Source organism: Streptomyces sp. NPDC031379, assembly GCF_055569615.1.
Genome location: NZ_JBVIIT010000008.1, coordinates 244,504 through 262,581, shown reverse-complemented (window position 1 = coordinate 262,581; position 18,078 = coordinate 244,504). Strand labels below are relative to the sequence as shown.

The following is an 18,078-nucleotide window of genomic DNA, read 5'->3' as shown; positions in this document are numbered from 1 at the left end:
CCGAGGCGGTGCCGCTGTCCGAGCGGTACTTCCCCGGTTCCGGGCCGCCTCCTCGGCTGAGTAGCCGTACCTACACCCTGCCGGGTAACGGGACTCATCCGTCGCCCTCCCCCCGCGGAATACCGTCCGCACATGCCCGAGGAGACCGCACCGGCCGAGACCGCCGCCACCGCCACCGCCCCCGCCACCCCCCTCGGGGCCGGGGCCGCCCTCGTCCGGGGCGTTCTCGGATGCGGCTGTGCCGTGTTCGCCGTGCTGCTCGTGCTGATCGGCACGCTCGTGTGGAACGCGTGGGGGTCGACGGACTTCCCCCGCGTGCCGCGCGAGGACATGGCGGCCCGCGTGTTCCAGCGGTCCCAGGAGGCCTACGACCTGACGGGGTTCCGGCGGACCATCGAGCCCGGGGTCGAGCGGATCGGCGTCGGCACGGAGAACACCTTCGGCTCCGGCTTCTGTTACGACGGCGGCCTGCTGGGGCTGGAGGACAGGACCGTCGACGGCGCCTACCGCACGAACCACAGCTGGGCCCTGGACCACGTGCCGGCGAGCGTGGCCGTGCCCGCACTGCGGCGCCTGCACCGGCGGTTGCAGGACGAGGGCTGGGAGGTCACCTCGTACCGCGAGGGCGCGCAGGGGAAGAACCAGGACTGGTCTCTGTTCGTCCGGCGGGACGACGGGGACGAGCGGATGTCCTTCACCTGGTTCCCGGAGCGGGAGTACTTCACCGGCGGCGCCGCCGGGCCCTGTGCCTACGACCCCGAGTGGAAGGAAGGCGACGCCGACTCCTACGGCACCGAGGGGAACCCGCCCGCCCTCGGACCCTCGTCCCGTGACCGGGACGAGTGACGCCGGGTGTGCGCGGCCGTCACTCGCCGGTGCGGCGCCGGGCCGCCGCCAGCATCCAGGCGAGGTTGCCCACCGCCGCGCCGGCCGCCACCACGGCGACGATCACCCCGCCGGTCGCGAGACCGTCGCTGAACAGATGCGGGCGCCGGTCGAGGCTGTGCAGCCCGAAGCCGCACAGCTCGTACACGCCGACGGCGGCGATCGCGAGGCTGACGACCAGCACGGTCAGTGTCGGCGCGAGGCTGCGGACACCGACCTCCCCGCCGGGTCCCGTTTCCGTGTCCTGCATGACTCCCCCGTTGAACAGACGTGTGGCCGCTGGCCGTTGGGAACCTACAATACGTAGGGTCGGTTAGGGTCGACGCCGTGCGGATCTACATCAGCGTGGACATGGAAGGCGTGACCGGGCTCGTCGACGCCGAGGACGTCCAGCCGGGCGGCCGGGACTACGAGCGGGGCCGCTCCATGATGGCGGAGGACGTGAACGCGGCCGTGCGCGGCGCACTGGCGGCCGGTGCGGACGACATCCTCGTCAACGACGCCCACGGCCCGATGCGGAACCTGCTCCCCGAGGCGCTGCATCCCGCGGCCCGCCTGGTACGCGGCAAGCCCAAACAGATGGGCATGCTGGAGGGGCTGACCGGGGAGTACGACGCCGCGCTGTGCGTCGGCTACCACTCCCGCGCCGGCGCCCTGGGCGTGCTCAGCCACAGCTTCATGGGCCACGAGATCGAGGACATGTGGCTGGACGGCCGTCCGGTCGGCGAGATCGGCCTCGCCCACGCCACGGCGGCGGCGCTGGGCGTGCCCGTCGTGGCCCTCACGGGTGACGACGCGGCGTGCGCGGAGATGACGGCCTGGGACGCGACGGTCGCCACCGTCCCCGTGAAGTACGCCCACGACCGGTTCGCGGCCGAGCTGCGCCCGGAGGCGGAGGCGCGCAAGGCCATCGAGGAGACGGCCGTTCGGGCGCTGACCCCGCTGCCGCGCCGTCCCGAGGTGTCCGGCGCCGAGGCCACCCTCACCGTCCGCTGGCAGTCCGCCTCGGTCGCCGCCACCCTCCTCGGCATCCCCGGCGTCACGGCCGACGACAGCCGCACGGTCCGCGCGAGCGGCCGACTGCCGTCCCTGTACCGCCAGTTCGGCGTGTGGATGCGCGTGGCGGCCTCGCTCACCCATCAGGCGCCGTACTGCTAGCGAGCACGGGGCCGGGGGTGGCGCTGCCGGTGCCCTGGAGCACGGGGCTGTGCCGCTGAGCCAGGCGTGGGGCCCGGCCGTCGGCTACTGCGCGCCCCGGGCGGTGCGGCGGGCGTAGGAGCGGGCCGCGCGGGCGCGGTCGCCACAGCGTGTGGAACACCAGTGACGGCGGCCGTGGCGGAGCAGATAGCGGTTGCAGGGCGCGGAGCCGCAGGCGGTGAGCCGCTCGGCGTCGGCCCCGGTGAGCAGGTCGGCGGCGTCGGCGGCGAGCGCGGCCAGGGCGTGCTCGACGATCTGGGTGGTCGGGTGCGCGGCGGCCCGGTACAGGCCGCGGTCCGGGGACCAGTGCAGCAGGGAGGCGGCCGGGGCGCGGGTCAGCGCCTCGTTGAGGGTGTCGAGGGCGCCGGCGGGGGCGGCGCTGCCGTCGACACGGGAGGCGAGCAGCGCGCGGATCTCCTCGCGCAGGGAACGCAGCCGGCTCGCGCAGGTCTCGCGCAGATCGGCGTCGGCCGGGGCGAGGCCGCGGTCCACCAGCCAGCGCTGTGCGTCCGCGGGCGTGCCGAGGAGGTCGGCCGACTGGCCGCCGGGCAGGGTGACCGCGCTGTTGGCGAGGTCGAGCGCGCGGTACTGCTCGGCGCCGGGCGCCGGGGGCGGGCCGTCGCCCGCTTTCACGGCATCGCTTTCCTTCACGAGACTCATGGTACGGGTTGCGTGCATCCGTGAGAAAGGGCTAGCGTCTCTCACGGATGACAGTCCTTCTATCCGTGAGGTGAGTTGTTGTGGCCGCTGCGTCTCCTGCGCCTTCCGCGTCTTCCGGTCCTTCCGCGTCTTCCGGTCCTTCCGCGTCTTCCGGTCCTTCCGGGTCTTCCGCGTCCTCGCCGTCCGCTGCCGGTGAGCGGATACCCGTCCGCGTCCTCGGCGGCCCGACCGTCCTCATCGAGTACGGCGGCCTCCGCTTCCTCACCGACCCGACCTTCGACGCCCCCGGCGACTACCCGTCGCCCAGCGGCCGCGTCCTGACGAAGACCGCCCCGCCCCGGGCCACCCCCGCCGAACTCGGCCCCGTCGACGTGGTCCTGCTCTCCCACGACCAGCACGCCGACAACCTCGACCACTCCGGCCGCGCCCTGCTCGCCGACGTACCGCGCACCTTCACCACGCCCACCGCGGCGGAGCGGCTCGGCGGCACCACCGAGCCGCTCACCCCCTGGCAGTCCGTCGATCTGCCCCGCCCCGACGGCGGCACGGTCACCGTGACCGCCGCCCCCGCCCTGCACGGCCCCGAGGGCTCCGAGCCGATCGTCGGCCAGGTCACCGGCTTCCTGCTCACCTCCGCCGACCTGCCCAGCGTCTACGTCAGCGGCGACAACGCCTCCCTCGAACTCGTCGAGGAGATCGCCGCCCGGTACGCCCCCGTCGACACCGCCGTCCTCTTCGCCGGCGCCCCTCGCCTGCCCGTCCTCGACGACGCCCTCCTCGTCCTCGACGGCACCGGAACGGCGACCGCCGCCCGGCTCCTCGACGCCCGCCGGGTGGTGGCCGCCCACTGTGACAGCTGGGCCCACTTCACCGAGACCCGGGAGGACGTGGTCCGGGCCTTCGAGAAGGCGGGACTGACGGACCGTCTGCAGCCGGCGTGACTTCGGGGGCGGCCCCGGCGGGCGGCCGGCGTCCAGGGTGACCGGGGCCCGGCGGGCGGACCGTACCCCGCGTGGCCCCGGCCCGGCAGGCCGCCCGCCGCCGGGGCGCGGCCGGCGCTCAGCGGGTCCTGGCGCGCAGGAACAGGGCGCTGGTGAGGGTGCCGAGCAGGACGGCGGCCGCGTTCACCGCGATCGCCGTCTTCAGCCCGCCGAGGACGGCCGTGGCGCCCGTACCGGTCATCGCGGCGGTGGCGACGGCACTCATGACGGGCGTGCCCATGGTGATGCCGATCTGCTGGGTCATCGTCGCGAGGCCGGTCGCCAGGCCCTGTTCGTGGTCGGCGAGACCGGACGTGGCGGTCACCATGAAGCCGACGATGACGAGCATGTTGCCGACCCCGCCGGCGAAGGTGGCGGCCAGTAGCAGCCACAGTGAGGAACGGTCGGCGCCGAGACCGAGCAGCGCCGCCGTGAAGAGGGCCTGGACCAGGCCACCGGCGACGAGGGCCGGCAGGGCGCCGGTCCGGCCGATGATCCTGGGCGCGAGCGTGCCGCCGACGACCGTCCCGGCACCCAGCACACCGAACGCCAGCCCGGCGGCCAGCGGGGAGAAGCCGAGCACCTGCTGGAGGTAGAGGGTCAGCAGGAACACCAGGGACGTCTCGGTGAGGAACGCCAGCAGACCGGCGACGTTGCCCCACGCCACCGACCGCCTGCCGAGCACACGCAACGGCACCAGCGGTTCGGGCACCCGGCGTTCGACGGCCCCGAACACGAGCAGCAGCAGCACCCCCGCCGCCAGCGGCAGCAGCGCGGCCGGCGCACCCCAGCCGTGCTCACCGGCCTGCGTGAGCCCGAGGACGACGGCCAGCAGACCGAGCGTGACGGTGACGGCGCCGGGCACGTCCAGCTTCGGGCGCTCGGCGGGCCGGGACTCGGCGATGACCGTGGGCGCGACGAGCAGGACGGCCAGGGCGACCGGGACGTTGATGAAGAACGACCACCGCCAGGACAACAGGTCCGTCAGCAGGCCGCCGAGGATCGCGCCGGTGGTGAAACCGGCCGACATCAGTGCCCCGTTGAGACCGAGCGCCTTCTCCCGCAGCGGCCCCTCCGGGAAGGACGTCGTCAGCAGCGACAGGCCCGCCGGGGTCACCGCCGCCGTGGCCAGCCCCTGGAACACACGGGCCGCGAGCAGCACCTCCGGGCTCTGTGCCAGCCCGCCCGCCAGCGAGGCGGCACCGAGGACCGCCAGGCCGCCGAGGAAGAGCCGACGGCGGCCGAAGAGATCGGCGACCCGTCCGAACAGCAGGGTGAACCCGGCCGCGCAGAGCGCGAACGCCGTGCCGATCCACTGCAGACGGGCCAGCGGGAAGCCCAGGCCCGCGCCGATCACGGGCAGGGCCACGTTCAGGATGGAGAAGTCCACGGCCAGCATGAACTGGGCGGCGAGCAGCAGCACCAGCACCAGCCGGAGGCGGGGGGTGAGGACGGTGGGAGCGCCTGCCGTTGGCGCGGCGACGACGGACATGACGAGGTGTTCCCCTCTGTGCGACAGGGTTGCGACGGGATTGCCGGGAACGAGGCTCGTCCGCGCCGGCCGGCCCAGCCAGCACCCCCTCGCGGCCGGTCGCCGCGTGGGTGGTCATTCCATGACCACCCACAGGTGTCCCGTTCACGCGACCCGCCGGGCAGGATGGACGACGTCCGCCCCTGACACCGGGAGGCGACGACCGACGACCACCGACCCGCACCCAGGAGGCACCGGGATGGACGCCCCGTCCGAACTGGGGGACTTCCTCAAGTCCCGCCGCGCCGCGCTGCGCCCCGAGGACGCCGGTATCGCGACCGCCCCGGCCCGGCGCCGGGTCACCGGCCTGCGCCGTGAGGAACTGGCCCTGCTCGCCGGCGTCAGCATCACCCACTACACCCGCCTCGAACAGGGCCGCGCGGCCGGTGTCTCGGACTCCGTGCTGGAGTCCCTCGCCCGCACCCTGCGGCTCACCGAGGACGAGACCGCCCACCTCAAGGATCTGGCCCGCCCCGCGGGCAGACGGCGTCCCGCCCCGCCCCGCGCCGAACAGGCGACCCCCTCGGCCCGCCAGCTGCTCGGGGCCATGACGGACGTACCCGCGCTGATCCTCGACCGGCGCGGCGACGTCCTCGCCTGGAACCCGCTCGGCCACGCCCTGCTCGCCGCCCACCTGCCCCGGGAGGCCCCGGAGGACCCCCCGGCCCGCCCCAACCTCGTCCGCATGCTGTTCCTGGACGAGCGCTACGGGGCCCTGTACGCCGACCGGAAGGAGGAGGCCCACCTCGCGGTCGCCTCCCTGCGCCTGGTGGCCGGCCGGCACCCCGACGACCGCGCACTGGCCGAACTGATCGGCCATCTCTCCATACAGAGCGCGGAGTTCACCGCCCTGTGGGCCCGGCACCCGGTGCGCACCTGCACCTCGGGAACCAAGTCCCTGCACCACCCGGCGGTCGGCGCACTCCGGCTGAGCTTCGAGAACCTCTGCATCCCCGGCCCCTCGGGCCAGCGCCTCATCACCTACACGGCCGAACCCGGCTCCCCGTCCGACGCGGCCCTGCGCCTCCTGGCCGGAACAACCGCGCCACACCCGCGCGCACGGGCCCGGCCGGCCGCCGAAGCCGGTGGGACCACCCCGGGGCCTGCCTCCCGGCCGCCGGCATGACGGTCTGACGGCAGGCCCTAAGGTGCTTCCTCCGCCGTCCGGCTCCCGCGGCGGACGCCGAGGACGTCGAGCATCGCCCGGGTGGCCGGGCTGGGGTTGAACCGGCTCCACGCCAGATACTCGACGCGATGCGGCCCGTCGACCACCGGGACCAGCGCCAGTGCGGGGTCGCCGGCGGCCAGCGGCCGGATGAACGCCGACGGCAGCAGCGCGATGCCGAGCCCGCGCGCGATCAGCCGGGTGATCAGCTCGACGACGCCGGCCTCGTACGCGACGTCGCGGACCAGGCCCGCGGCGGCGAACGCCCGGTCGGACTGGGCCCGGGCGGGTGTTCCGTGCACGAAGTCCACGAAGGTCTCCCCGGCGATCTCCCGGAGCGTGATCCGGGAAGCGCCCGCCAGCCGGTGCCCGGCCGCCACCACCAGCACGTGCTCGTCGTGATCGAGTACGACCGTCTCCACGCCGGACGGCCGCTCGCCCTCCGGCAGACCGAGGAAGGCGATGTCCAGGTCGCCGTCCCGCAGCGCCGCCGCCAGCTCGTCGCTGCGTCCGGAGCGCAGGACGACGCGTACGTCCGGGTGCTGGGCGCGGTACCGCTGCAGCAACTCCGGTACGTCTACGGCGGCCGTGGTCACGATCACGCCGACGGCCAGCCGGCCGCGTACCACGCCGGTCGCCGCGGCGGCGTCCGCGGCCGCACGGTCGGCGGCGGCCAGGCACTCCCGCGCGCCGGCGAGAAACGCCGCTCCGGCGCTGGTCAGTTCCACCCGGCGGCTGGACCGGGCGAACAGCTGGACTCCCAACTCCCGCTCCAGGGCGGCGATCCGGTGACTGAGCGAGGACTGCACCACGGAGCAGCGCTCCGCCGCCCGCGTGAAGTTGCGGGTCTCGGCGACGGCGACGACGTAACGCATCTGCTGTAGATCCACACGATCAATCTTCTTCCTTCATAGCTGTCATGGCAATCATGCTTTGGAGCCATGATGGGTCCCGGTCGAGACTTCCTCGCATGGACTCCTCGACCGAGCGGTCTTCGGCCCCGCCGCGCGGCCCGTCCGCGCAGCGGGTGGCAACCGTCGCGCTGACCGCACTCGCTCCCGCCTCGTGGGGCACCACGTACGTCGTGACCACGGAGCTGTTACCGCCCGGGCACCCGCTCTTCGCCGGGCTGATGCGCGCCCTGCCCGCCGGGTTGCTCGGGCTGGCCGTCACCCGCGTGTTCCCGCGCGGGGACTGGTGGTGGAAGGCGGCCGTCCTCGGCATGCTCAACATCGGTGCCCTCTTCCCCCTGTTGTTCCTGGCGGCCGAACGACTCCCCGGCGGTGTCGCCGCAACGCTCAGCGCCGCCCAGCCGCTGCTGGTCGCCGGGTTGGCCGTCGCGGTGCTCCGTGACCGGCCGACGGCGTGGCGACTGACCTGGGCCGTGCTCGGCGTGCTCGGTGTCGGACTCGTCGTGCTCGGTCCGGAGGCCCGGCTGGACACCGCCGGGGTACTCGCCGGCCTCGGGGGGACGGCCGCCATGGCCGGCGGGGTGGTCCTCACCAAGCGCTGGGGCCGCCCCGCGGGCGTCGGTCCGCTGGCCCTGGCCGGCTGGCAACTGACGGTCGGCGGACTGCTGTTGCTCCCGCTCACCCTGGTGGTCGAGGGGATACCGCAGCGGATCGACGCCGGAGCCGCCGGCGGCTACCTGTGGCTGGGCAGCATGGGCGGGCTGATCGCGTACACGCTGTGGTTCCGGGGGATCGGCCGGCTGCCGGTCGGTGCGTCCGCCCCGCTGGTCCTGCTGTCCCCGCTGGTCGCGACCGTCATCGGCATCGCGCGGGGCGAGTCGCTGAGCCCGCTGCAGTCCCTGGGATTCGTCCTCGCCCTGGCCGCCATGCTCGCCGCACAGCTGAGCCCCCCACGGGCGCCCGCCCGTCACACGCGACGCGGAGCCGAGCCGAGTGAGCCGCGGTTCCACGAAGACCACCGGATCCGCGAGGACCGGGTTCGATGAAGGCACATGCGATGGAGGCAGGTTCCATGAAGGCAACGCCGTCGGAGGAGTCAGGCATGACGATCGCCGTGCTCGGTGGCACCGGGATGGTCGGCAGCCGGGTGATCGCCGAGGCCGCCGCACGCGGACACCGGGTGCTCGCCCTGTCCAGGAAGCCCGCGGGCGTGGACCCCGCGGAGCGTGCGGATCAGGTCGTGACGCCGATCGCGGTCGACGCGCAGGACGCGAACGCCGTACGGGAGGCACTCGCGGGCTCCGCCACGACCGGCGCCGCGGACGCCGTCGTGCTGGCCGTGCGGACCATGCCGGTGGACCAGGAGTTCCTGGTCGGCGCCACCCGTACGGTGCTGGACAGCGCCGCGCGGCTGGGGATCCGCGTCCTCGTGGTCGGCGGCGCCGGTGCCTTGGGCAGCCCCGGCGACCGCGGGCTGCTGGTCGCCGACAACCCCGCCTACGTGCCCGCCGAGGTGAAGTCCGTCGCCGCCGCCGGCATAGCCCAGCTGCGGACCTGCCAGGCCCACACCGGTGCCGACTGGGTCTACCTGAGCCCGCCGGCCCTGCTGCAGCCCGGTGAACGCACCGGCCGCTACCGGCGCGGCACCGACACCCTGCTGACCGCCGCCGACGGACGGTCCTGGATCAGCGCCGAGGACCTGGCCGCCGCCGTACTCGACGAACTCGAGACCCCGGGCCCCGACCAGCACATCACGGTCGTCCACCACGACCAGGCCCCGCCGGCCTGACCGGGGCCACGCGTCCCCACCCGGCGAATCCCAGGCTCAGGGCCACACCAGGCAATACGGCTGATGCCCCGCCTCATGCAGCCGATGGCTGAAGTCCTGCCACTCGTGCAGCAGCTGGTAGACGTTGAACGCGTCCCGCGGGCCGCCCCGGTCCGGGACCGTCGACCAGATGAAGGCCGCCGCGCCGACCGCTTCCTCGCCGATGCCGCGCAGGGGGTCGACGACCGTCATGGGGAGTTTGACGACCGCGTAGTCGGGGTGCAGGACGACCAGTTCGAGGGGTGGCACCTTGTGCAGGGGCACGCCCTCGATGCCCGTCAGCACCATCGCGGCCATGGTCTCCGGCTTGATCTTGGTGAACATGCCGTTCATGCCCAGCTCGTCGCCGCCGAGTTCCTCGGGGCGCATCGAGATGGGGACGCGGGCCGCGGTCGCACCGTCCGGCGCGCCGAAGTATTTGTAGGTCACCCCCACCCGACCACCATTTCTGCTCCCCGCCCGGAGGCGGTCGGCCCGGTGGTCGAGCCGGCGGTCGATCGGCCGGTCCGGCTGCCGTTCCAGGTGCCGTTCCAGGTGCTGGTCGGTCTGCCGGTCCAGCTGCCGGTCGATCTGCCGGTCGTACCGCTCGGGCTCACTCGGTACACCCTGTGCCTGACGTGCGTCAGTCTGACGTGTTTCGGTCGTCTCCTCCGCGTCGCGCCGGTGCCTTCCCCGCCGGGCACGTCGAGGACCCAGGTCATCAGTCCCCTCGCCCAGTCCGCCACCGCGATGCATATCTCCACCCGACTGCTTTTCTAGGACGCGTGGCCCCCGCCGCGCAACCCGATCATCGTGTCAGTGACCTCCCCCACGGCCGCCCGCCGAAACGTGCGGTGGAACAACAGTCCACGGGGAACTTCCCGGCCTCTGATCATTACGTGCGTATGAGCTGTGTGTATCAGGTCTCAGTCTCGCAGATGGCCGACGGGGCCGCTTTGATCTTGAGGCCGTCCGCTGTCCGGACGGGGCGCGGCCTACCCTGAGGGGGTCACCACGCCACCGGAGTCCGAGAAGCCGGAGAAGTCGCACGTCATGAGTGCCCTGAGCGAAACGCCCTATCCGTACGAAGCGCCCGCGTCCCAGGCGCTCTTCGACCGTGCCTCCGCCGTCACGCCCGGGGGTGTCAACTCCCCGGTGCGCGCCTTCCGCGCCGTCGGCGGTACCCCGCGGTTCATGGAGTCCGGGAAGGGGGCCTACCTCACCGACGCCGACGGCCGCGAGTACGTCGACCTCGTGTGTTCCTGGGGGCCCATGATCCTCGGGCACTCCCACCCCGAGGTCATCGCCGCCGTCCAGGAGGCCGTCGCCCGCGGTACGTCCTTCGGCACGCCCGGCGAGGGCGAGGTCGCCCTCGCCGAGGAGATCGTCGCCCGGGTGGCGCCCGTCGAGCAGGTCCGGCTGGTCAGCAGCGGGACCGAGGCGACCATGTCGGCCATCCGGCTCGCCCGCGGGTTCACCCGGCGGGCCAAGGTGATCAAGTTCGCCGGCTGCTACCACGGTCACGTGGACTCGCTGCTCGCGGCGGCGGGGAGCGGTGTCGCGACGTTCGCGCTGCCGGACACGCCGGGTGTCACCGGTGCGCAGGCCGGGGACACGATCGTGCTGCCGTACAACGACCTGGAGGCCGTGCAGGAGGCCTTCCACCGGCACCCGGGCGAGATCGCCTGTGTGATCACGGAGGCCTCGCCCGGCAACATGGGTGTCGTGCCGCCGGACCCCGGGTTCAACCAGGGGCTCCGTGACGCCTGCCACAAGAACGGCGCCCTCTACATCTCCGACGAGGTGATGACCGGTTTCCGTACGAGCCGGAGCGGCTGGTACGGGGTCGACGGGGTCACGCCCGACCTGATGACCTTCGGCAAGGTCATGGGTGGCGGCTTCCCCGCCGCCGCCTTCGGCGGGCGGGCCGACGTCATGGCCCACCTCGCGCCCGCCGGGCCCGTCTACCAGGCCGGAACCCTCTCCGGGAACCCGGTCGCCACGGCCGCCGGGCTCGCCCAGCTGCGGCTCCTCGACGACGCGGCCTACGAGAAGGTGAACGCCGTCTCCGCGCAGATCCAGTCCCTCGTCACCGAGGCACTGAGCAAGGAGGGTGTCGCGCACCGGCTGCAGACCGCCTCCAACATGTTCTCCGTGTTCTTCACCGACCGGCAGGTGCGGAACTACGAGGACGCCAAGCGGCAGGAGTCGTTCCGCTTCACCGCGTTCTTCCACTCGCTGCTGTCGAACGGCGTCTACCTGCCGCCGTCGTCCTTCGAGTCCTGGTTCGTGTCCACGGCCCACGACGAGCGGGCCATCCAGAAGATCGCCGACGCCCTTCCGGCGGCGGCCCGGGCGGCTGCGGAGGCCACCGCGTGAGCAACGGGAACAGCAGCAGCGGCAAGGACGTCACCGTCGTCCATCTCATGCGGCACGGCGAGGTCGAGAACCCGGGCGGGATCCTCTACGGGCGGCTGCCCGGCTACCACCTGTCCGAGCTGGGCCGGCAGATGGCCGACCGGGTCGCCGAGCACCTCGCCTCCCGGGACGTCACCCACGTCTGCGCCTCCCCGCTGGAGCGGGCGCAGGAGACCGCGACCCCGATCGCCAAGGCGCACGGCCTCGACCTGGACACCGACGAGCGGCTCATCGAGGCCGACAACGTCTTCCAGGGCAAGACGTTCGGCGTCGGGGACGGCGCCCTGCGCAAGCCGGACAACTGGAAGCACCTCGTCAACCCGTTCCGGCCGTCCTGGGGCGAGCCGTACGTCGACCAGGTCGTGCGGATGATGGGCGCGCTGAACGCGGCCAAGGACCAGGCGCGCGGGCACGAGGCGGTGCTGGTCAGCCATCAGCTGCCGATCTGGATCGTGCGCTCGTACGTCGAGCGGCGGCGGCTGTGGCACGACCCGCGCAAGCGGCAGTGCACGCTCGCCTCCCTGACGACTTTCACATATCAGGGCGACAGGATCGTCTCGGTCGGCTACAGCGAGCCCGCCATCGATCTCGTCCCGGCTCATCTGCGGGCCGGTGCCAAGCCGCAGAAGGGCAAGGGCACCGTCCAGGGGAAGGCCTTCGGGGCCTGAGGGACCTGAGAGGCCCGAGGGGCCGAGAGGTGCGCAGAGCCTGACGGACCGTCGTTTCTGGCGGTCCGTTTGCTGTGGCTTGGTGCGCCTTTGCGGTATCTGTTACGAAAAGCGCACAAATAAACGGAACCCTCCCGATCGTCGCGCCCTCTGACTGGGTGACCACCAGCAGGCGCGACGAATCGGGGATCTCCATGCGCACCATCTCCCGGACCTTCTCCCGGCGGGGAATGCTCGGCCTCGGCGCGGGCGCGGCGGCCGCCGCCGGTCTCGCCGGCTGCGGGAGCCTCAAGTCCTCGGACGGATCCGGGCACCGGGACGGTTCCGGTGACGGCAAGGGCAAGGGCCGCGCCGAGCAGGGCGGCAAGGGCGGCGCGCACCCGGCCCGGCCCATCGGGGACGGCTCCACCTCCTTCACCGGCAGGCAGCCGCACCAGCCCGCCAAGCCCGAGCCGCTGGAGCCGGGGCAGACCCCGCCGCAGTTCGTGATCTTCTCCTGGGACGGGGCCGGCGAGGTCGGCAACGGGCTCTTCCCGCGCTTCCTGGACCTCGCCAAGGAGCACGGCGCGAGCATGACCTTCTTCCTCTCGGGGCTGTACCTGCTGCCCGAGTCGAAGAAGCGGTTGTACGAGCCCCCGAACAACCCGCGCGGCGCCTCCGACATCGGCTACCTCACCGACGAGCACATCAAGGCCACGCTCACCAACGTCCGCCGTGCCTGGCTGGAGGGGCACGAGATCGGCACCCACTTCAACGGGCACTTCTGTGCGGGCAGCGGCACGGTCGGCAACTGGACCCCGCAGCAGTGGCGGAGTGAGATACGGCAGGCCAAGGCGTTCGTGAAGGAGTGGCGGACGAACACCGGGTGGACCGACCTGCCGTCACTGCCGTTCGACTACGACAAGGAGCTGGTCGGCGGTCGTACGCCCTGTCTGCTCGGCCAGAACAACCTGCTGCCCACCGCCCGCGAGCTGGGCTGGCGCTATGACGCCTCCTCGCCGGGCGGCCGTCAGACGTGGCCGGTGAAGCGGCTGGGCATCTGGGACCTGCCGTTGCAGCAGATACCTTTCCCCGGACATTCCTTCGAGGTCCTGTCGATGGACTACAACATGCTCGCCAACCAGTCGGTCAACTCGACCAAGGCGCCCGCCTACAACTACCCGGGCTGGCGCAAGCAGTCCGCCCAGGCGTACATCCAGGGATTCAAGCGGGCATACGAGACGAACAGGGCACCGTTCTTCGTCGGCAACCACTTCGAGCAGTGGAACGGCGGCATCTACATGGACTCCGTCGAGGAGGCCTTCACGCACATCGCGCGGGAGAAGGAGAAGGGCGCGGACGTGCGGCTGGTCTCCTTCCGGCAGTTCGTGGACTGGATGGACGTGCAGAAGCCCGAGGTGCTCGCGAAGCTGCGGACGCTGGAGGTCGGGCAGCGGCCCGCCGGGGGCTGGAAGGAGTTCCTGCGGGACACCAAGTCGGCCTCCTCGGACGCCGCCTGAGGGTATCCGGGGCACGCCGCCCGAAATGTCCCGTGTAAATACGCCCTGAAATGCGGTTTTCCGCCCCGCAGGGGGGCGCGCGAGATCGCCGGAACAGGCATGCGAAACTTTTCACATGAGTACCCGTAGCCGCGCCGTCCTGCTCAGCGCCGTGGCCGCCGTCGCGGCCCTGACCCTGTCCGCGTGCGGCAAGGGCGGCACCTCCGGCGGCGGTGGCGACACGCACTTCGTCACCGGCAACAACGGCATCGACTCCGCGCCGCAGGGCAAGCGCGCCACGGCACCGGACCTGTCCGGGAAGACCATCGACGGCAAGACCCTGGACGTGGCCGACTACAAGGGCCAGGTCGTCGTCGTCAACGTCTGGGGCTCCTGGTGCGGGCCGTGCCGGGAGGAGGCGAAGTACTTCGCCAAGGTGTCGAAGGACTACACGGGCAAGGGCGTGCAGTTCGTCGGCATCAACACGCGGGACACCAGCACCACCCCCGCGGTCGCCTTCGAGAAGGAGAACGGGATCGGCTACCCGAGCCTGTACGACCCCACGGGCAAGCTGATGCTCCGCTTCAAGAAGGGCACCCTCAACCCGCAGCTGATCCCCTCCACGCTCATCATCGACCGGGACGGGAAGGTCGCGGCGCGGGCGCTGCAGCCGCTCGACGACACGAACCTGCTGAAGATGCTCAAGCCGGTCCTGGCGGAGAAGTGACGTGAGCGCGACCCTCACGCTGGCCGCGACGGGCCAGAACCAGACCGTGCTCCACGGCGCCCTGCTGGTCTCCGCACCGGTCGCGCTGCTCGGCGGGCTCATCTCCTTCTTCTCGCCCTGTGTGCTCCCGCTGGTCCCCGGTTACCTCTCCTACGTCACCGGGGTCGCGGGCACCGACCTGGCCGAGGCCCGGCGCGGCCGGATGGTCGCCGGCGCCTCCCTGTTCGTCGTCGGCTTCAGCGCCGTCTTCGTCTCCGGCGGCGCGCTGTTCGGCTACTTCGGCTCGACCCTGCAGGACTACAAGGACCCGCTGAGCAAGGCGCTCGGCGTGCTCATGATCCTCATGGGCGTGTTCTTCATGGGGCTGATGCCCTGGTTCACCCAGCGCGAGTTCCGCTTCCACAAGCGGCCGGCCAACGGCCTGCTCGGGGCGCCCATACTCGGCGCCCTCTTCGGCATCGGCTGGACGCCCTGCATGGGTCCTACCCTCTCGTCGGTGAACGCGCTCTCCTGGAACGAGGCGAGTGCCGGGCGCGGCGCCCTGCTGACGGTCATCTACTGCCTCGGTCTCGGCGTGCCCTTCGTCCTCACCGCGATCGCCTTCCGCAAGGCCCTCGGCGCCTTCGCCTGGGTCAAGCGCCACTATGTCTGGGTGATGCGCATCGGCGGCACGATGATGATCGTGACCGGTGTGCTGCTGCTGACCGGTGCCTGGAACAGCCTCGTACAGCAGATGCAGACCTGGTCCAACGGCTTCACTGTGGGGATCTGACGCGATGAGCACGACTTCCAAGACCGAGCCCGGCAGCTCCCCGGACGCGGCCGAGGGCCGCGAGCAGGAGGACCTGGGGGCGGCGGGCTCCCAGCTGTCCACGGCACCCCGGGAGGAACTGTCGAGCGTGCCCGGCCTCGGCGTCATCGGCTGGGTCCGCTGGTTCTGGCGGCAGCTGACCTCCATGCGGGTCGCGCTGCTGCTGCTCCTGCTGCTCTCACTGGGCGCGATCCCCGGCTCGCTGATCCCGCAGAGCGGCGCCGACGCGAGCAAGGTCGAGGACTTCCGCGCCGCCCACAAGACGCTGGCGCCGGTCTACGACAAGCTCGGCCTTTTCCACGTCTACAGCTCGGTGTGGTTCTCCGCGATCTACATCCTGCTGTTCGTCTCCCTCATCGGCTGCATCGTCCCGCGCACCTGGCAGTTCGTCGGCCAGCTGCGCAGCCGGCCGCCGGGCGCGCCCAAGCGGCTGAACCGGCTGCCCGCGTACACGACGTGGCGCACCGATGCCGAGCCCGAGCAGGTCCGCGAGGCCGCGCTCGCCCTGCTGAAGCAGCGCCGCTTCCGCGCCCATGTCGCCGGTGACGCCGTCGCCGCCGAGAAGGGCTACCTGCGCGAGCTGGGCAACCTGGCCTTCCACATCGCGCTGATCGTGCTGCTGATCGCCTTCGCCTCGGGACAGCTGTACAAGTCGGACGGCACCAAGCTGATGGTGGAGGGCGACGGCTTCTCCAACGCGATCCCGATGTACGACGACATCCAGTCCGGCCGCCTGTTCACCAGTGACGACCTGGTGCCGTTCAGCTTCGACCTCAAGGACTTCCGGGCCACCTACGAGGCGAGCGGTCCCAACCGGGGCACGCCCCGCACCTTCGAAGCGACGATCAAGTACAGCAAGGGCGCCTACGGCAAGGAACAGTCGACCACCGTCAAGGTCAACGAGCCGCTGAAGATCGACGACGCCAAGGTCTACCTCGTCAGCCACGGCTACGCGCCCGTCATCACCGTCCGCGACGGCAAGGGCAAGGTCGTCTACCGCGACGCCGTGCCGCTGCTGCCGCTCGACGGCAACATCACCTCCAACGGCGTGGTGAAGGTGATGGACGGCTACCGCGACGCCCGGGGCAAGAAGGAGCAGCTCGGCTTCCAGGCCTTCTTCGTGCCGACCTTCGACGCGAAGAGCGGCACGATGCTCTCCCGGTTCCCCGCGCTGGTGAACCCGCTGCTCGCGGTGAACGCCTACCACGGCGACCTGGGCGTCGACTCGGGTATCCCGCAGAGCGTCTACCAGCTCGACAAGAAGCACATGAAGGCGTTCAAGGACAGCAAGGGCGGGCTGCTGAAGAAGCTGCTGCAGCCGGGCGACACGCTCACGCTGCCGAACGGCGCCGGGTCCATCACCTTCGAGAAGGACATCAAGGAGTGGGCCGGCTTCGAGGTCGTCCAGGAGCCGGGCAGCAGCTGGGCGCTCGGCGGTGCACTCGCCGCGATCTTCGGTCTGGCCGGCTCCCTGTTCATCCAGCGCCGCCGCGTGTGGGTGCGGGCGGTGCGCGGCGTCGACGGCGTCACGGTCGTCGAGATGGGCGGGCTCGGCCGCAGCGAGTCCGCGAAGGTGCCCGAGGAGCTGGGTGACCTCGCCGGAGCCCTCTACGATCAGGCGCCGGGGGCGGCCGACCCCGGCGAGGACCCGGACGACGACTCCTCCCAAGACTCCACCGACGACTCCGCCGAATCCCCAGTCGTACCTGCCGAAGGGGCTGAGAAGTGACTCTCGCCGCCGCAACCGATCTCGCCGTCGCGACCAACGAACACCTGGCGAGCATCAGCAACACGCTGATCTACTCCTCGATGGCCGTGTACACCCTGGCCTTCTTCGCGTACATCGCCGAGTGGCTCTTCGGCAGCCGCAGCAAGGTCGGCCGGACGGCCGCCGCGCTCACCGCCGCCGGCGCGCAGAAGGCGAGCGGGCCCGCCGTCACCGTCAAGCAGGCCGGCGGGACCGCCGTACTGGAACGGCCCAAGGTCGTCGTGCGCTCCGCGTCCGGTGCCCGGGACGTGCCGGACGGGCCCGGCGCGCACGGCGGGGACGAGCAGGGCGACCTCTACGGGCGTATCGCCATCTCCCTCACCGTGCTCGCCTTCCTGGTGGAGCTGAGCGGGGTCGTCTCCCGCGCGGCCTCCGTGGAGCGGGCTCCGTGGGGCAACATGTACGAGTTCAACATCACCTTCTCCACCGTCGCCGTCGGCGTGTACCTCTCGCTGCTGGCGCTGAAGAAGAACGTGCGCTGGCTCGGGCTGTTCCTGATCACCACGGTCCTCCTCGACCTCGGTCTGGCCGTCACCGTCCTGTACACCGCGAGCGACCAGCTGGTTCCCGCCCTGCACTCGTACTGGCTGTACATCCACGTCTCCACCGCGATCTTCTGCGGCGCGGTGTTCTACGTCGGCGCGGTCGCCACGATCCTGTACCTGTTCAAGGACTCGTACGAGAACAAGCTGCAGACCGGCGGACGGCCCGGCAGCTTCGCGAGTTCGGTGCTGGAGCGGCTGCCCGCCTCCGCCTCGCTCGACAAGTTCGCCTACCGGATCAACGCGGCCGTCTTCCCGCTGTGGACGTTCACGATCATCGCGGGCGCGATCTGGGCGGGCGACGCCTGGGGCCGCTACTGGAACTGGGACCCGAAGGAGACCTGGTCCTTCATCACGTGGATCGCCTACGCCTGCTACCTGCACGCCCGCGCCACGGCCGGCTGGAAGGGCCGCAAGGCCGCCTACCTGGCACTGCTCGCCTTCGGCTGCTGGCTGTTCAACTACTACGGCGTCAACATCTTCGTGAGCGGCAAGCACTCCTACGCGGGCGTGTAATCGCCCGGTCGGTG

The 18,078-nt window shown here is 71.8% G+C and carries 19 protein-coding genes; 14 read left to right on the top strand and 5 right to left on the bottom strand.

Going from position 1 to position 18,078, the window contains the following annotated elements; translation table 11 throughout:
* Positions 1-132: 132 nt before the first annotated feature.
* On the top strand, positions 133-846 hold the full coding sequence (locus tag ACZ5CW_RS14620) for a hypothetical protein (protein ID WP_468601021.1): 714 nt from the start codon (positions 133-135) through the stop codon (positions 844-846).
* A gap of 19 nt (positions 847-865) precedes the next feature.
* Here the strand turns inward: ACZ5CW_RS14620 and ACZ5CW_RS14615 are convergent, their stop codons facing one another.
* Entirely contained in the window at positions 866-1,135 is a 270-nt protein-coding gene (locus ACZ5CW_RS14615) for a hypothetical protein (RefSeq protein WP_468601019.1), read from the bottom strand.
* Positions 1,136-1,212: 77 nt separating this feature from the next.
* Between ACZ5CW_RS14615 and ACZ5CW_RS14610 the strand changes: the two genes are divergently transcribed.
* Entirely contained in the window at positions 1,213-2,043 is an 831-nt protein-coding gene (locus ACZ5CW_RS14610) for a M55 family metallopeptidase (RefSeq protein WP_468601017.1), read from the top strand.
* Positions 2,044-2,127: 84 nt separating this feature from the next.
* On the opposite strand, the gene ACZ5CW_RS14605 is transcribed toward ACZ5CW_RS14610, so the two are convergent.
* Positions 2,128-2,733, bottom strand: coding sequence for a CGNR zinc finger domain-containing protein (locus tag ACZ5CW_RS14605; RefSeq protein WP_468601015.1), 606 nt, complete (start codon positions 2,731-2,733; stop codon positions 2,128-2,130).
* A gap of 209 nt (positions 2,734-2,942) precedes the next feature.
* On the opposite strand from ACZ5CW_RS14605, the gene ACZ5CW_RS14600 reads away from it, so the two are divergent.
* Positions 2,943-3,683 (top strand): MBL fold metallo-hydrolase, encoded by a 741-nt coding sequence (locus ACZ5CW_RS14600; protein WP_468601122.1) that lies wholly within the window; start codon positions 2,943-2,945, stop codon positions 3,681-3,683.
* A 118-nt stretch (positions 3,684-3,801) separates the two neighbouring features.
* Here ACZ5CW_RS14600 and ACZ5CW_RS14595 read toward each other — a convergent pair whose 3' ends face one another.
* A complete protein-coding gene (locus ACZ5CW_RS14595; RefSeq protein WP_468601013.1) occupies positions 3,802-5,214 on the bottom strand; it encodes an MFS transporter in 1,413 nt (470 codons plus the stop codon).
* A gap of 238 nt (positions 5,215-5,452) precedes the next feature.
* On the opposite strand from ACZ5CW_RS14595, the gene ACZ5CW_RS14590 reads away from it, so the two are divergent.
* Positions 5,453-6,379, top strand: a complete 927-nt coding sequence (locus tag ACZ5CW_RS14590; protein WP_468601011.1) for a helix-turn-helix transcriptional regulator — start codon at positions 5,453-5,455, stop codon at positions 6,377-6,379.
* 17 nt (positions 6,380-6,396) lie between these two features.
* Here ACZ5CW_RS14590 and ACZ5CW_RS14585 read toward each other — a convergent pair whose 3' ends face one another.
* Complete coding sequence (locus ACZ5CW_RS14585) at positions 6,397-7,308, bottom strand: LysR family transcriptional regulator (RefSeq protein ID WP_468601009.1); 912 nt, start codon at positions 7,306-7,308, stop codon at positions 6,397-6,399.
* A gap of 80 nt (positions 7,309-7,388) precedes the next feature.
* Here ACZ5CW_RS14585 and ACZ5CW_RS14580 point away from each other — a divergent pair, with 80 nt between their 5' ends.
* Both ACZ5CW_RS14580 and ACZ5CW_RS14575 read left to right on the top strand, forming a co-directional pair.
* The gene (locus ACZ5CW_RS14580) at positions 7,389-8,375 is read left to right on the top strand and encodes an EamA family transporter (RefSeq protein ID WP_468601007.1); all 987 of its coding nucleotides are present in this window, start codon (positions 7,389-7,391) and stop codon (positions 8,373-8,375) included.
* A gap of 56 nt (positions 8,376-8,431) precedes the next feature.
* A complete protein-coding gene (locus tag ACZ5CW_RS14575; RefSeq protein WP_468601005.1) occupies positions 8,432-9,118 on the top strand; it encodes an NAD(P)-dependent oxidoreductase in 687 nt (228 codons plus the stop codon).
* Positions 9,119-9,154: 36 nt separating this feature from the next.
* On the opposite strand, the gene ACZ5CW_RS14570 is transcribed toward ACZ5CW_RS14575, so the two are convergent.
* Positions 9,155-9,592, bottom strand: coding sequence for a hypothetical protein (locus tag ACZ5CW_RS14570; RefSeq protein ID WP_003974483.1), 438 nt, complete (start codon positions 9,590-9,592; stop codon positions 9,155-9,157).
* 42 nt (positions 9,593-9,634) lie between these two features.
* On the opposite strand from ACZ5CW_RS14570, the gene ACZ5CW_RS14565 reads away from it, so the two are divergent.
* From ACZ5CW_RS14565 to ccsB, 8 genes are all read left to right on the top strand, one after another.
* Positions 9,635-9,916 (top strand): hypothetical protein, encoded by a 282-nt coding sequence (locus tag ACZ5CW_RS14565; protein ID WP_468601003.1) that lies wholly within the window; start codon positions 9,635-9,637, stop codon positions 9,914-9,916.
* A gap of 282 nt (positions 9,917-10,198) precedes the next feature.
* A complete protein-coding gene (hemL, locus tag ACZ5CW_RS14560) occupies positions 10,199-11,515 on the top strand; it encodes a glutamate-1-semialdehyde 2,1-aminomutase (protein ID WP_468601120.1) in 1,317 nt (438 codons plus the stop codon).
* A 47-nt stretch (positions 11,516-11,562) separates the two neighbouring features.
* Entirely contained in the window at positions 11,563-12,222 is a 660-nt protein-coding gene (locus ACZ5CW_RS14555) for a histidine phosphatase family protein (protein WP_468601118.1), read from the top strand.
* Positions 12,223-12,416: 194 nt separating this feature from the next.
* Entirely contained in the window at positions 12,417-13,721 is a 1,305-nt protein-coding gene (locus tag ACZ5CW_RS14550) for a polysaccharide deacetylase family protein (protein ID WP_468601116.1), read from the top strand.
* A 115-nt stretch (positions 13,722-13,836) separates the two neighbouring features.
* Positions 13,837-14,427 carry a TlpA family protein disulfide reductase gene (locus ACZ5CW_RS14545; protein ID WP_468601001.1) on the top strand — a complete coding sequence of 197 codons (591 nt, stop codon included), beginning with the start codon at positions 13,837-13,839 and terminating at the stop codon, positions 14,425-14,427.
* Position 14,428: 1 nt separating this feature from the next.
* Positions 14,429-15,199 (top strand): cytochrome c biogenesis CcdA family protein, encoded by a 771-nt coding sequence (locus tag ACZ5CW_RS14540; RefSeq protein WP_468600998.1) that lies wholly within the window; start codon positions 14,429-14,431, stop codon positions 15,197-15,199.
* Between the two features lie 4 nt (positions 15,200-15,203).
* Positions 15,204-16,967 carry a cytochrome c biogenesis protein ResB gene (gene resB, locus ACZ5CW_RS14535; protein WP_468600996.1) on the top strand — a complete coding sequence of 588 codons (1,764 nt, stop codon included), beginning with the start codon at positions 15,204-15,206 and terminating at the stop codon, positions 16,965-16,967.
* Positions 16,964-18,064: a c-type cytochrome biogenesis protein CcsB gene (ccsB, locus tag ACZ5CW_RS14530; RefSeq protein WP_468600994.1), complete on the top strand. Its 1,101-nt coding sequence runs from the start codon at positions 16,964-16,966 to the stop codon at positions 18,062-18,064. The genes resB and ccsB overlap by 4 nt, the downstream gene beginning before the upstream one ends.
* The last annotated feature ends 14 nt before the right edge of the window (positions 18,065-18,078 follow it).

Coding starts and splice junctions, on each gene's coding strand:
- ACZ5CW_RS14620 (WP_468601021.1), top strand. CDS start 133: ATGCCCGAGGAGACCGCACCGGCCGAGACCGCCGCCACCGCCACCGCC.
- ACZ5CW_RS14615 (WP_468601019.1), bottom strand. CDS start 1,135: ATGCAGGACACGGAAACGGGACCCGGCGGGGAGGTCGGTGTCCGCAGC.
- ACZ5CW_RS14595 (WP_468601013.1), bottom strand. CDS start 5,214: ATGTCCGTCGTCGCCGCGCCAACGGCAGGCGCTCCCACCGTCCTCACC.
- ACZ5CW_RS14590 (WP_468601011.1), top strand. CDS start 5,453: ATGGACGCCCCGTCCGAACTGGGGGACTTCCTCAAGTCCCGCCGCGCC.
- ACZ5CW_RS14580 (WP_468601007.1), top strand. CDS start 7,389: ATGGACTCCTCGACCGAGCGGTCTTCGGCCCCGCCGCGCGGCCCGTCC.
- ACZ5CW_RS14575 (WP_468601005.1), top strand. CDS start 8,432: ATGACGATCGCCGTGCTCGGTGGCACCGGGATGGTCGGCAGCCGGGTG.
- ACZ5CW_RS14555 (WP_468601118.1), top strand. CDS start 11,563: ATGCGGCACGGCGAGGTCGAGAACCCGGGCGGGATCCTCTACGGGCGG.
- ACZ5CW_RS14550 (WP_468601116.1), top strand. CDS start 12,417: ATGCGCACCATCTCCCGGACCTTCTCCCGGCGGGGAATGCTCGGCCTC.
- ACZ5CW_RS14545 (WP_468601001.1), top strand. CDS start 13,837: ATGAGTACCCGTAGCCGCGCCGTCCTGCTCAGCGCCGTGGCCGCCGTC.
- resB (WP_468600996.1), top strand. CDS start 15,204: ATGAGCACGACTTCCAAGACCGAGCCCGGCAGCTCCCCGGACGCGGCC.